Raw genomic sequence first — 13446 nt, forward strand, 5'->3', positions numbered from 1 at the left:
ACCGACACGAAAATGACTAAAAGAAGTTCTTGAACATTCCCTTAATGCGCTCCCAAAGGCCGCTGGCTGCGTTGGTTGCGCCCTCACTGTTCAGCAGCGGCTTGCTGTTCTGACCGGCCTTGCTGCGGCTGGGCCGGTGGCTGCGGACAGGGTGGGATTGAGCAGCCAGGCTGGCGGCGTGGCGCACCAGGCCCACAGCGGTGGCGTGGGTGGGGGAGGCCACCACGTCGATGAGGCCCTGCACGCCGATGGGTTTGCCCAGCCGCACCGGCAGGTTGAACTGCTTACGGGCCAGCTCCTCCAGGCCGCGCACCATGCTGGTACCGCCGGTCAGGATGACCTTGCCCACGGTAATTTCCAGTGGTCCCAGGGCTTCATCCACGCTCTGGCGGGCCAGGTGCAGAATCTCCCGCAGGCGGGGCCGGATGATGCGGGCCAGGTCGGGGGCCTGGTAGGAGATCTGGGCGGTGCCCTCCTGGCTGACCTCGAGCACCAGCTCCGGATCGGCGAGCTCGGGCAGGGCCGCGCCATACTTCTTAGCGACCCGCTCGGCCTCCTCCACTGGGATCTGCAGCAGCTTGGCGATGTCCTGCGAGACATGGTCGCCGCCCAGGGGAATCACCGCTGAGTGGGCCAGCCGCCCCTGGCGGAAGACCGCCACGTCGGTGGTGCCTCCGCCGATGTCTACCAGCATGACGGTCATGGAGAGTTCCTCGGGTGAGAGCACCGCCAGCCCCGAGGCGTAGGCCTGCAGCACCAGGCCCTGTAGCTCCAGGCCCGCATCCTCCACGGCCTTGCGCAGGTTGGTGAGGGGGCCTCTGCTGCCCGCGACCAGGTGGACATCGACCTCGAGCCGCACCCCAGCCATGCCGATGGGGTCGCGGATGCCTTCCTGGCCGTCCACGCGGAACTCCAGCGGGAGGGCGTGGATGAGCTCGAAATCGCCTTCGAAGGGGTAGGCTTTGGCCTGTTCGATGGCCCGCTCTACGTCGGTGATGGTAATTTGCTGGCCCCGCCGGATGGCGGCCAGGCCGTGGCTGGTCACGCTGCGCACATGGGCCCCGGCCACCCCCACCCAGACCTGCTCGGCCTTGACCCCGGCCACCCGCTCGGCCTGGAAGACGGCCTGGCGGATGGACTCGGTGGTGCGCTCGAGGTTGGTGACGACCCCGCGCCTGAGCCCCTGGGAAGGAACGGTGCCCTCCCCGATGATGTCTAGGATGCCATCCGGGGACAGTTCACCGATGACCGCTGTTACTTTGGTGGTTCCAACGTCTAGGCCTACGAGAATCATCGGCGAGCACTCACCCCCCAAGAATACACATATATACGGCCGTTTGACCACGTGGCGGGGTGCGCAAGAACCGCGCTTGCGTCACTTTTGCCTATTCTGCTGAGTTTAGCCCAATCTTGCAACTCTTTGACGCTCTTGCCCCAAACATTAAGCCCATCGGTCGAGATCTGATAACCGCCCACATCGTAGCGGATGTGCTTTGCCTTGGGGAAGGCCTGCACCAGCAGCAGCAGATCGCCAATGGGCAGGTCACCCCGACCCTCAATCAGCGGGGTCTGGACGGGGGGGTTGGGCAGCAGCACGCCGTCTGGGCTCAGACCCATTCGGGTTTTATTGATCAGAAGGTTGGCTATCGAGGTGCGCTCTTGCAAGACGATGCGGATCTGCCCAGGTGCGGGGCGCTCGAGGGTGGCCGAGCGCACCCAGGGGTTGTCCAGCAGGGGCTTTAGCCTGTAAGGCCAGGCCCACAGCCAGGGCGCACCGGGCTCGAGGCCGGTGATCTGCTGGACTTGGGTGGGGGAGAGCTGCCGGTGGCCGACCACCTCGACCTGCTCGATGGGCAGCACCACCAGCGAGCCCACCCCCAGGGAGGCCAGCAGCAGGATGAGAAGCCCCGCCCGGATCACGCCAACCTCCCTCGGGCGGGCGCGCCCATGAACTGCGAGCGGGGGCGGGAGGGTGCCAACGCTCGCTGCAAGCCGCCGGGGGCGACCGGCTTCCATTGTGGCCTTGACCGCTTACCTCTCCTCATCGGCTCACCTCTGTCTCAGCGGGTGCAATCTCACCCCAGATATCCCACTCCACCTCGAGGGGCAGAACCGCCTGTACCTTGCGGATCAGGGCGTACATCTCGGCGGCGGTGGCCCCGCCCAGGTTGACCAGGAAGTTGCCGTGCTCGAGGCTGATCATGGCCCGGCCTATGGTGGTTCCTTTGAGCCCGCTCACGTCGATCAAACGGCCCGCCGAGTCGCCGGGGGGGTTTTTGAAGGCACAGCCCGCGCTTTTCTTCTTGGGCTGGCCCTTGCGGGCCGCGTCGACCAGGGCGATTTTGGCCCGCACAGCTTCTTGGGTGGAAGGGGTCAGGCGCAGCTTAACGCGGGTGACGATGCTGCCCTGGGGCAGCTCGGAATGCCGGTAGCGGAAGCCCAGCTCCGAAGGGTGGTAGACCTGCAGGCCGCCGTCGTGGTAGAGCTCGACGAGCTCGAGGGCGTCGGCCATCTCGCCGAAGCGGGTGCCGGCGTTCATCTTGACCGCACCCCCCACCTGGGCCGGAACCCCGTGCAGACCCTCGAGGCCGCTCAGGCCCAGCCGGGCCGAGGCCTGCAGGAGCGTGGGCAGCAAAACGCCCGCGCCCACCCAGCCCGCGAGGTCGGGGCGCCATTCGGCAAACTCCCCTGCGAGCCGGATGACCCGTTCCGGGACGCCCGCGTCCGAGACCAGCAGGTTGGAGCCGTTGCCCAGCACCCGGTAAGGGGCCTGGGTGGCTGTTTTGAGGTCATCCAGCGTCTCCACCGTCCAGACCTCAGCCTCACCCCCGACCCCGATGGTGGTGAGCTTGGCGAGTGGCAGGCGTGCAATTTTCATAGGTTTCTACCTCGGATCGGTGGTCTTTCCCCAACCCCTCACACGGCCTCCTTTTCCGCTGCCAGCAGCCGCCCCAGCCTGGAGACGTTGCCGGCCCCGATGGTCAGAATCAGATCGCCCGGTGCGGCGCTCTGGCGCAGGTAGTTGAGGGTATCGTCCCAGCTTTGGTACGAAGCCCGGCAGCCTTTGGCGATGAGGTGCTCGAGCATACGCTGGGCGATCTGGGCGCTGGTGAGCCGGAGGGGGGCTTCCCCGGCGGCGTAGACATCCAGGAGGAGGGTCTCGTCGGCTTGCTCGAGGGCCTGGGCGTACAGGGGCCATTCCTGCTCGCTGCGGCCATAGCGGTGGGGCTGGAAGACCGCCCGCACCCGCAGGCCGGTGTTGCGAGCCGCTTTGAGCAGCGCGAATAGCTTGGTGGCGTTGTGGGCGTAGTCGTCCACGATCAAAGCCCCGTTCAGTTCGCCCACCTTTTCAAAGCGGCGGCTGGCCCCGGTGTACTGGTAGAGGCCCTGCTGGATGGCCTCGAAGGGGATTCCGGCCACCAGCGCCGCCGCCGAGGCGGCCAGGGCGTTGGTGATGTTGTGCTCGCCGGGGACCTGCAGGCGCACCGGCCCCAGCACCCGGCCCTGCCAGACCAGCTCGAAGCGGCTGCCGAAGGGCTCGAGGGCAATCTCTTGGGCGTGGCAGTCGCCTGCCAAAAGCCCAAAGCTGCTGCGGGGGCGGCCCTGGGTGAGTGTGTCCAGCAGCTGCCAGCGGGGCTCGCCGTTGTAGATGATGTGCCCGGCCCGGCCTGCGAAGGAGCGCACCGCCTCCTGCAGGGCCTCGAAGGAGGCGTGGTAGTTGGGGCGGGCCTGTCCATCGGGCGATACGTGGTCAGGCTCGAGGTTGGTAATCACCGCCACATCCAGCTGCAAAAAGCGAAACAGCGGGTCGGACTCGTCCACCTCGGCAATCCGATACCGGCCCGAGCCCACCCTGGCGCTGCCGCCAATCAGGCCCAGCTCGGCCCCCAGCAGCACGGTGGGGTCGGTCTGGGCAGCGATGAAAATACTGGTCAGCATCGAGGTGGTGCTGGTTTTACCGTGGGAGCCGGTGACGCCCAGGCTGTAGCCGCCCTGCAGAATCTCGGCCACCACCTGGATCCGCCGCCAGACCGGGATGCCCAGGGTCTGGGCAGTGCTGAGCTCGGGCTCGCTGTCCGGGATGGCGGTGGAGGCCACCAGCACGTCCACCCCTTGCAGATGCGCTGGGTTGTGGCCCTGGTAGACCCGGATGCCCTCACGCTCGAGCTGCCGGGTCAGGTCGGAAAGCTGGCTGTCGCAGCCGCTCACCACGTGCCCGTCTTTGCGCAGGAGGCGGGCCAGCCCGCTCATGCTAATTCCACCAATGCCCATCAGGTGATAATGCTTCACACTACCTCCAAAACGATCTGGGCCAGCCGTTCGGCGGCTCCCGCTGGCGACAACCTCTTGAGTCTATCGCGGATCTGGGCCCGCGTGGAGGGGTCGAGCAAAGCATTAAGCTCGGTTTCGAACTGATCCCAGGAGTGAAGCAGCCGGGCCGCGCCCCGCTCGGCATAAAAGCCCACGTTGGCCCACTGCGCGCCCCCGTCCAGGTTGCGGGGCAGCGGTACGCCCAGCACCGGCACCTGGTGGAAGGCAGCCTCCGATAGGGTGCCGGCCCCCCCGCGGGTGATGGCAAAATCCGCGGCGCTCCAGGCCAGCGCGCTATCCACATAGCCGCGCACAAAGTAGTGCGGTCGCTCCAGGGCCTTGAGATCACCCTCCCAGCGCACCCCGCACTGGTGCAGAACCTGCCATTCGCCCAGGAGGGGGTAGAGCCGCTGGGGCAGCTGCTCGTTGAGTTCCTTGCTGCCCTGGCTTCCGCCCAGAATCAGAATGGTGGGGCGTGTGGGATCCAGCCCCAGGGCCGCTCGAGCCTCGGCAGGGCTGTGTTTTTCCTCGCGCACCGGGTATCCCACCACCTGGGTTTTGGCGGCCAGCCGGGGTTCTAGTTGTATGGGTGTGGCGAGGGTGACCCGGCGGGCCAGCCGGGCCAGAATCCGGTTGGCCAGCCCCAGCTTGGCATTCTGCTCGTGGATCACCATGGGAATGCCCAGCAGCGCAGCCACGAAGGCCACCGGAAAACCGGCATAGCCGCCCATGCTCAGTACCGCCCTGGGCCGCAGCTCCCGCACGACCTGCCGGGCCTCCAAAAGGCCCCGCAGCACCTTCACCCCTTCGCCCGGGCGCAGGGCCTCGCGCGAGAGTTTGCCGGCCGGGATGAGCCGATACGGCAGCCTGGTCTCGGGAAGCACCCGCTCCTCGAGGCCCCCCAAAGCCCCTACGTAGGTTACCGGCTCGCCAGCGGCCAGCAGCGCCCGCGCCGCCGCCAGCCCCGGATAGAGGTGGCCGCCGGTGCCGCCGCCGGTAACGATCACCATGCGCCTCCTTTGGGGAGGGCGCAGAAGCTGGGCGTGGAAGCCAGAACTGTGCCCTCCTGCCTGTACAGGCCAGATGCGCGCTTGCCATTTTCGAGCCAAAGGAATCCGGCAGGGCCTGGTACATTGCTGCGCGCTGATTTTCGCCTCATTGCTGGGCCTCCTGTGTGGGCCTTTTTTCTCTCTTGCCAAAGGCCTCGCGTGAGAGGGCTTGCAGCAGGCCCATGGCGATCCCGGCCATCATCATCGAGTTGCCACCCATGCTGACCATGGGCAACGGCGAGCCTCCGATGGGTACCGTTCCGATGACGGCAGCGATGTTGAGGGCGGCTTGCAATACCAGGTACAGCGTCAGACCCAGGGCCAGCACGCTTTGGGCGCCTTCTAGGTTGGCGGCAATTTGCAGACCTCGAGCCAGAATAAGCCACCAGGCCAGCAAAACCATAAAGCCTGCCAACCAACCCCCCGACCAGATGATGGAGGCCAGGATAAAGTCGTTGTGCGACTCCGGTAGGTTGGGCATGCGCGAGCCCACCCCCTGCCCAAACGGCCCAGCGTTGACGATAATCTTGTGGGCCTGGGTGATCTGGTATAGGGGGCCACGGATGACCTCTGGGCTCAGCTCATCGACCCGTCCGCTGATGTACGTGCTCCAGCCCTCGAAGCGATCCCGCACCTTCTCGAAACGGTGCAGGTACAGCCCCGAGACCGAGAGGGCCAGCACCCAGGCCGCCAGCCCAATAGCCAGCAAGCGCCGCCAGGGCACTCCGATGACGATCAGCAAAAAGCCCGATAGGAGCAGCACGAACAGGCCGGTATCCAGGTCGGGGGAGGCGATGATCAGCCCGGCTGCCAGGCTGATGGCCAGGATAGGGCCGATGATGGGGTAGTCGGTGGGTTTGTTGTGGAAGAAGGCGGCCAGGTAGAGCACCACCGCCAGCTTGGCCAGCTCCGAGGCCTGGATGTTGAAGGAGGTGAAGGGAAGGTCGATAAAGCGACGCTCGCTGCCCGGCCCAAAGCCTATCAGTAGGTTGGCTAGCAAGAGCCCCAGCGATAGCAGAAAGATGGGCCGAGCGGCCTGCAGGGCCCAGCGGGGGTGCAGGCGCGAGACCATCAGCATCAGGGCCAGCGAGAGGGCGATGTTGCGCAGATTCTCCAGGCTGTGCTGCTCGGGGGCGGCCCGCATCCAGTCGGAGGTGGCCACCCCCAGGGCCGAGAGGGCAAACAGCAGGAGCTGGGCCAGAAGCAGGATGCTATCCATGAACCCCTCCTAACTCCATGACCACTTCCCGGAATACCCGGGAGCGTTCCTTGTAGTCTTTGAACTGGTCGAAGGAGGCGGCCAGGGGGGCCAGCAGCACGCTGCCCGTGGTGAGCCGCTGGAGGGCCTCGAGCACCGCTTCACGCAGGGCCTTGCGCCCGTCGGGCTCGCTGATTTCCAGCACCTCCACCCGCCCTCGAAACGGCGCGGCCAGGCGGGGGCCATCCCGGCCCAGCGCCAGAATCAACCGCACCTTGCGCTCCACCACCTCCAGGAGCTCGGCGGAGGGTGCCCCTTTGTCCACACCCCCCAGGATCCAGGCCACCGGCCCGGGGGCCGCTTCCAGGGCCGTGCGCACCGAGTCGAGGCGGGTGGCGATGGAGTCGTCGATGAAATGCAAACCGCCCATGCGGGCAAACACCTCGTAGCGGGCCTCGGGCTGGGGGGCGGTGTCCCGGTACGGGGCCAGGGCCTGGGCGCTGGGCTCGACCGCCCAGGTTCGGCCGGGCTGTTCGCGCTGGACGATGTGGGCATAGGCCAGGGCTGCTTGCAGGGCGGCGTTCAGGTTGGTTTCGCGGGGGCTAGGGGCCGGCTCAAAGGGGTAGCGACGGGCCGGGCTTCCCGCGATGCCCGCCAGGATCCGGGGGTCTTGGGCGTTGTAGACCAGGGCATCCTCGGCGGTGAGGTTCTTGATTAGATTGAGCTTCGCTGCGTGGTAGGCCTCGAGGCTGCCGTGGCGATCGAGGTGATCCACGCCCAGCAGCAGGAGTACCGCCACCCTGGGCCTAAAGTGCACGACGCGCTCGAGTTGGAAGCTGCTCATCTCGGCTGCAACCACCTCGGCCTCGTCCACCACGGCGGCCAGAGGGGGGTCGATGTTGCCTCCTTCGACCGCCTTGAAGCCCAGCGCCCGCAAAAAGTGCCCGGTGAATAGGGTGCAGCTGGTTTTGCCGGCGGTGCCGGTGATGCCGATGAGCGGGGTTTGCGAATGCCGGTAGACCAGCTCGGCCTCGCCGATTACCTCGGCCCCTCCCTCCCGGAGCGCGGCCAGCCGGGGGTGCTGGATGGGGACGCCAGGAGCGGCGATGACCTGGTCGTAAAGACCGGGGGTGGGGTTGGGCTCGAGGGCAAACCCCAGCTTTAGAGCCTGCTCGGCTTCCTCGGGTTTGAGCTTGTCGTCGTAGAAGGCGGCTGGGAGGCCATGCCGCTGCAGGTAGGCCAGCACCCCCAGCCCGCTGCGACCAAGCCCGTATACCAGCCGCCTCATCCCATCCCCCCCCACAGATGCACCGCCAGGGCTGTGCACAGTGCGGTAACGGCCACAAAGCGAAAGACCACCTTGCTCTCGGGCCAGCCGGAAAGTTCAAAGTGATGGTGCAGCGGGCTCATGCGGAAAAAGCGCTTCCCAGTGCGGCGGAAATAGCTGACCTGGACGATCACCGAGAGCGCCTCCAACACCGGAATCAAGGCCGCCAGCGGCAGCCACCACAGCTTGCCCTCGAGGATGAAGAGCCCCGCCGTCAGCGCGCCCAGGGCCATGCTGCCGGTGTCGCCCATGAAGACCGTGGCCTTGGGGGCATTGTGCCACAAAAAGCCCAGCAGCGCCCCCACCATGGCCTGGGCGGTGGGTAAGCCCACAAAGGGTAGCAGGATGACTGCGGTAACACTGGCGAGCAGCCCATCCACCCCATCGGTAAAGTTGAAGGCGTTGCAGGCGGCTATCACCACCAGCGTGAAGAGCAAAACATCCAGTGCGGGATAGGGGGTGTAGTGTACCTGGCGCGCGGCCCATATGGCGAAAATCAGGCTCATCAGCGCCTGCACCACCAGCTTCTCCCGGGCCCTCAGGGGGCGGCGCAGTGAACCCGCCAGGTCGTCGGCCAGACCCAGCAGGGCCATGCCCAGCACCAAGAGCCAGAGCCCCGCCCACTGATCGCCGCCCGAGAGGCCGTACACCACCCCAGCCGCCAGCAGAAACGCCACCCCGCCCATGCTGGGGGTGCCCATCTTGACCAGGTGGCTTTGCGGCCCATCGGCCCGCACCTGCTTGCCAAGCCTCAGCGACTGCATCAGGGTAATCCAAAGCCCCACCAGGAACCAGCTCAGGAGCAGGGCTGCAGCAAGGGTGTTCATGGTACCTCCAAACGGAGAAGGGGTCGGGGGTTTACAGCCATAACTGCTTGGGGTTCCAACCGACGAACGGTATCCAGGTTGAGCTGCAGGGTGCGAAGGCGGCCCCCCTCGAGGGTGTAGAGGTAGGTGCCGTCGGTCTCGAGGCCCTTGTAGGCCCCGGGCCGGAAGCCCAGGCGCAGCCCCTCCGGGCTTAGCCGGTAAATTCCTTCGGAGGTGAGCACGTAGAGGTCGTCCTGCACCACGGCAGCCTGCACGCCGGCGGGCAAAGGAACCCGCAGGTTGTCGGGCAGGCGGAAGGCTTCGCGCCCAAAAGCGTACACGTAGCGCTCGCTGGCGGCCAGAAGGCTAAACCGCCCTTCGGCCAGCAGGCGGCGCCCAAGGTAGAGGCCCTGCCCGTCGATCCAGTAGACACCCTCTTTGGTGTAGAGCGCATCCTTGGCCTTGTAGGGGAGGCTGCCCAGCCCCGGTACGAAGAGGCGGTCTTCCAGGCCCACCAGGGGAAGGGGTTTAGCCCGCAGGAATGTGGGAACCCCCGGCAACGGCTGGCTATCCTGTATGAGGCCATCTTGATAGATCAGAAGCTGGAAGGGGTAGGCGGCCAGGAGGGTTGAGCCGTTGCGGGCCACCCAGGGGGTGGGGCTGGGCAGGGCCAGCTGTAGCGCCCCGGCCCGCACCACCCGCCCTTCCACCACCCCCCCTTCGATCAGGAGGGTCGTGCTGGTGGATGGGGTGGTTGGCTGGGGTGCGCAGGCGGCCAGCCAGAGGCCGCAGACGACCAGTCCGGCCCTCATGCCCCCTCCTTTTCGGCCGGTGTCGAATGGTTGTTTTCTCTGGGCCAGAGCTCCAGGAGGCGCTCGAGGCCCACGCTGCGCGAAGCCTTGAGGTAGACCAGGTCGCCGGGCTGCACCCGGTGGGAGAGGAACTGCACCGTCTCCTCGATGGTCTCGAGGGCGGTTCCACCAGCCTCTGCGGCCTGCTGCTTTGCAAAGGGGCCAACGAAAACCAGGTTGGGGCTGACGGTGGCAGCCAGGCGGGCGGCCTCGAGGTGGTGCTTTAGGGCCTCCTGGCCCAGCTCGGCCATACGCCCCAGCACCAGCCACTTGCGGCCGGGCTGTGCCTGTAAAAACGCCATCCCGGCCCTGAACGACAGGGGGTTGGCGTTGTAGGCGTCGTGGATAAAGTCGATACCGCCCAGCCGCAGGCGCTGCATCCGGCCTGGGGGCAGCCGGAGGTGGGCCAGCCGCTCAATGGTCAGGCTGAGGGGCTTGTCCAGCATCCGGGCAATGGCCAGGGCCGCCACCGCCCCCAGCACCGGCCCCACGCCAGGGTAGGGGAGGTGGACAACCTTCCCCTCGAAGCGGAAGCGGGTGGCCTCGAGGCCCATCTCGACCCCTTCCGCGCGAAAGTCGCCGGCCTCGAGGCCATAGGTGATCAGGTTGGGCAGGTTCAGCAGTTCAGCGGCCTGCACGCTGGCCAGTCGCAAAGGGCTGACCTGCAGCAGCCAGCTCTCTTCTCGAACGATGTTCTCGAGGTCGCCCAGCCCTTCCAGGTGCTCCGCGCCCAGGCTGGTGAGCACCCCGATATCGGGTCGGGCCAGGTAGGCCAGCTCGGCCATTTCCAGCAAGCGGTCGATGCCCAGCTCTACCACGCAGCCTTCGGCCTGCTCTAGATGGAAAAAGAAACGCGTGAGGCCGGGGGCGTTGTTGAGGTTGCCTTCCGGAGCCGGCCAGCCCAGCCCCTGGGACAGGCATTCCTTGGTGGTGGTTTTGCCCGAGCTGCCGCCCACTGCCAGCACGGTTCCCCTGAACTGATCCCGCAAGGCCCGGCCCACCGCTAGCAGGGCCCGCTCGGGCCTGGTCACCTGCACCGTGCCGGGGTGGTTTAGGTCGCTGACCACGAAAGCTGCGCCAGCCTGTAGGGCCTGCTGTCCGAACTCACGACCGTGCGTTCGAGACCCCGGTAGGGCAAAAAAAGCCACCCCAGGCCCAACCTGGCGGGAGTCCCAGTGCAGGTCGTGGGCCACCGAGACACCGGGATGTATATGGCCGCCAGTCAGGCGGGCTACCCATTCAGGGTGGAGTTCCTTGGGGGTCTTGCTCGGTACCATAAGCTCATATGAGTGTTTTGCTCAACATACACAAAATGCTCATCAACGAACCAGTTTACCGGTTTTTGATGAGGGTTCCAACTGCGGCTGGGGCGGTATCCCCCAGAGCGCAAAGAGCCGGGCTGCAATCTCGCGGTAGATGGGGGCGGCTACCTGGGATCCATGGATGCGGCTGCCCTTGGGATGGTACAGCGTGACCACCACGGTCACACGCGGGGTATCGGAGGGAATGAAGCCAGCGAACAGGGCCGTGTACACGCTGCTGCTGTAGCGGCCATTCACCACTACCTGAGCGGTACCGGTCTTGCCGCCTAGGGTGTAGCCGCGAAGCTTGGCGTTCTCAGTTATGCCCTGGGTGAGGGCCTGGCGGATTGCACGGGCCACCTGCGGCCGGAAGACCGCCTTGCTTTGCGAGGTGTTGCCCTCGAACAGGATGGGCTGGCGGTAGACCCCATCGGCGGCCAGGGCGTTGTAGGCAGCGGTCAGGTGCAGGGGGGTGATCAGAAAACCCTGCCCAAAGGTGGCATTGGCGTACTCGGCGGGCCCCCAGCGCTGGATGGGCCGTACCTGGGGAGCGGCTACCTGCACCGCAATTGGGGGCTGGTAGGACAGCGGTGGAAGAAGCTGGTCATCCAGAAAGTGTAGCTGCTTGAAGAAATCGAACAGGGTCTTGGGTGGAATTCGCTCGGCCAGGGTGGTGATGCCCACATTCGAGGAGTACTTGAGCACCTCGCTCAGGGTGAGGGTTTCGGGATGCCGTACCACGTCGTTGATCGTCCAGCCAGCCACGCGCCGGCTCATGGGGGCATAGACCTTGGTGTCCAGCCGGGCCACGTTTTCTTCCAGCAGCACGGCAGCGGTCAGGGCTTTGATGGTTGAGCCCGGCTCGAGGGCATACATAAAAGCGTGGTTGCGCCAGGCGATGTCTTTGCGAATATCGCCCCGGGGCGCGGTGGGGTCGAAGGCCGGGCCATTGGCCACTGCCAGGAGTCGGCCGGTCTGGCTCTCCATAATCACCGCCGTGCCCCAGTCGGCTTTGGCCGCCTCGAGCCCCTTCCACAAGGCCTGCTCGGCGATGGCCTGCACCTGTGGGTCAATGGTCAGGCGCAGGCTCTGGCCTTTAGCCAGCAGGGGTTCCAGATCGAGCTCGAGGCCCGAGAGACCTTTGCCGCTGCTGCGCTCGCCAAAACCGATGAGCTGGGTTGCCGAGAGGCCCAGCGGATGCAGCCGCGCATCCTCAGGGGTGCTCAGGGCCAGGGGGGTGCCATCGGCGGCCTCCAGACGGCCCCGCACAACAGGCGTTTCAGAGACCTGGCTGGCCCGCAGCGATAGGCTGGGTGCGTTGTGCCACAGGATGTAGAAACCATAGCCCAGACCCAGGACGAAAGCGACCAGGGCCAGAAGCACCACCCAGCCGCGGTTCAGGGTGGCCTGTTGTTGGGTGTTGAGGTGGTTCATGGCCTGCTCCTTTCCGGCACCGGGCCTGGGTGGGCCCAGCGGCCCAGGCTCATGGGGATATAGCCGTTGGCCTCAGCCCAGGCCCGCAAGGCCAGGGGGGCGGTAAGCTGATAGCGCTGCAACAGGAGCCGGGTCTCCTTTTGCCGCAAGTCTGTTTCTTTCGCTTCTAGAGCAGTTAGGTTCGCGTTGAGCTGTTGATTGTAATGCCCCAATGCGGTTAGCCCGGTCAACAGCAGCAAATACAAAAGGCCCCATCGCAATACCGTTTTCATGGGTTGTCTCCGTCTACACGCTCGGCCACACGCATCTTGGCACTTCGGGCCCGGGGGTTTTCCCGTTGCTCGGCCTCAGAAGGCACGATGGGTTTTTTGCTAAGGGAGCGCAGGGCTGCTGACCCACGCAGGAAATGCTTGACCAGGCGGTCTTCCAGCGAGTGAAAGCTGATGATAACCAGCCTGCCGCCGGGCTTGAGCACCGTCTCGGCGCTGCGTAAGAGCTGCTCCAGGGCACCCAGCTCGTCGTTGACGTAAATTCGCAGCGCCTGAAAGCTTTTGCGGGCCGGGTGGCCGGCTGAGCGAAAACCGGTGGCCTGGCGGATTACCTCGGCCAACTGGGTGGTGGTGTGGATGGGGCGGTGCTCCACAATAAAGCGAGCGATACGGCGGGCGCGGGGTTCTTCGCCATAGCGGAACAAAATCTCGGCCAGGGCTTCTTCTGGGTAGGTATTAACCACCTCATGGGCGGTGAGCTCGCCCTCGCCCATGCGCATATCCAGAGGGCCTTCGCGCTGGTAGCTAAAACCCCGGCCTGCATCGTCGAGGTGGAAGCTCGAGACCCCCAGGTCGGCCAGGAGGCCGTCCACCTGCGGGATGCCGCGCTGGGCAAGTTCGGGCACCAGCTCACGGAAATTGGCCTGAATGAGGGTCAGGTGGGGCAAGCCCAGAGCCTGTGCCCGGGCGATGGCTGCTGGATCTTGATCAAAGGCCACCACCCGGCCGCCCCGCTCCAGAATGCCGCGGGTGTGGCCGGCCCCTCCGAGGGTGGCGTCCACATAGAGGCCACCCGGCCGAACCGAAAGCCAGTCCAGGGCTTCGTGGTAGAGCACCGGGGTGTGGTTCATGCTGCTGCCCTCCGACCGGGTGCTGGGCCGGATAGAGGAGGTTTGGCAA

Annotated in this window: 13 protein-coding genes; all 13 read right to left on the minus strand. The window is 66.0% G+C overall.

What is annotated here, in order from left to right:
- Positions 1-16: 16 nt before the first annotated feature.
- Positions 17-1294, minus strand: a complete 1278-nt coding sequence (gene ftsA / locus MTAI_RS04975) for a cell division protein FtsA (RefSeq protein ID WP_027887274.1) — start codon at positions 1292-1294, stop codon at positions 17-19.
- Positions 1291-1920 (minus strand): FtsQ-type POTRA domain-containing protein, encoded by a 630-nt coding sequence (locus tag MTAI_RS04980; protein ID WP_027887275.1) that lies wholly within the window; start codon positions 1918-1920, stop codon positions 1291-1293. Before MTAI_RS04980 ends, ftsA begins: the two co-directional genes overlap by 4 nt.
- 121 nt (positions 1921-2041) lie before the next feature.
- On the minus strand, positions 2042-2878 hold the full coding sequence (locus tag MTAI_RS04985; RefSeq protein ID WP_027887276.1) for a UDP-N-acetylmuramate dehydrogenase: 837 nt from the start codon (positions 2876-2878) through the stop codon (positions 2042-2044).
- Positions 2879-2916: 38 nt separating this feature from the next.
- On the minus strand, positions 2917-4290 hold the full coding sequence (gene murC, locus MTAI_RS04990) for a UDP-N-acetylmuramate--L-alanine ligase (RefSeq protein ID WP_027887277.1): 1374 nt from the start codon (positions 4288-4290) through the stop codon (positions 2917-2919).
- Positions 4287-5321, minus strand: a complete 1035-nt coding sequence (locus MTAI_RS04995; RefSeq protein ID WP_027887278.1) for a UDP-N-acetylglucosamine--N-acetylmuramyl-(pentapeptide) pyrophosphoryl-undecaprenol N-acetylglucosamine transferase — start codon at positions 5319-5321, stop codon at positions 4287-4289. Before MTAI_RS04995 ends, murC begins: the two co-directional genes overlap by 4 nt.
- A gap of 145 nt (positions 5322-5466) precedes the next feature.
- A complete protein-coding gene (locus tag MTAI_RS05000) occupies positions 5467-6579 on the minus strand; it encodes an FtsW/RodA/SpoVE family cell cycle protein (RefSeq protein ID WP_027887279.1) in 1113 nt (370 codons plus the stop codon).
- Positions 6572-7846, minus strand: coding sequence for a Mur ligase family protein (locus tag MTAI_RS05005; RefSeq protein WP_027887280.1), 1275 nt, complete (start codon positions 7844-7846; stop codon positions 6572-6574). Before MTAI_RS05005 ends, MTAI_RS05000 begins: the two co-directional genes overlap by 8 nt.
- Complete coding sequence (locus MTAI_RS05010; protein WP_027887281.1) at positions 7843-8712, minus strand: phospho-N-acetylmuramoyl-pentapeptide-transferase; 870 nt, start codon at positions 8710-8712, stop codon at positions 7843-7845. The genes MTAI_RS05005 and MTAI_RS05010 overlap by 4 nt, the downstream gene beginning before the upstream one ends.
- Complete coding sequence (locus tag MTAI_RS05015) at positions 8709-9503, minus strand: hypothetical protein (protein ID WP_027887282.1); 795 nt, start codon at positions 9501-9503, stop codon at positions 8709-8711. Before MTAI_RS05015 ends, MTAI_RS05010 begins: the two co-directional genes overlap by 4 nt.
- Entirely contained in the window at positions 9500-10819 is a 1320-nt protein-coding gene (locus tag MTAI_RS05020) for a UDP-N-acetylmuramoyl-tripeptide--D-alanyl-D-alanine ligase (protein WP_027887283.1), read from the minus strand. Before MTAI_RS05020 ends, MTAI_RS05015 begins: the two co-directional genes overlap by 4 nt.
- A 42-nt stretch (positions 10820-10861) precedes the next feature.
- Complete coding sequence (locus MTAI_RS05025) at positions 10862-12277, minus strand: peptidoglycan D,D-transpeptidase FtsI family protein (protein ID WP_036196915.1); 1416 nt, start codon at positions 12275-12277, stop codon at positions 10862-10864.
- Positions 12274-12549, minus strand: coding sequence for a hypothetical protein (locus tag MTAI_RS05030; RefSeq protein ID WP_027887285.1), 276 nt, complete (start codon positions 12547-12549; stop codon positions 12274-12276). Before MTAI_RS05030 ends, MTAI_RS05025 begins: the two co-directional genes overlap by 4 nt.
- On the minus strand, positions 12546-13397 hold the full coding sequence (rsmH, locus tag MTAI_RS05035) for a 16S rRNA (cytosine(1402)-N(4))-methyltransferase RsmH (RefSeq protein ID WP_027887286.1): 852 nt from the start codon (positions 13395-13397) through the stop codon (positions 12546-12548). The genes MTAI_RS05030 and rsmH overlap by 4 nt, the downstream gene beginning before the upstream one ends.
- Positions 13398-13446: the final 49 nt, after the last annotated feature.

This window comes from Meiothermus taiwanensis WR-220 (genome assembly GCF_003568585.1).
GTDB lineage: Bacteria > Deinococcota > Deinococci > Deinococcales > Thermaceae > Meiothermus > Meiothermus taiwanensis.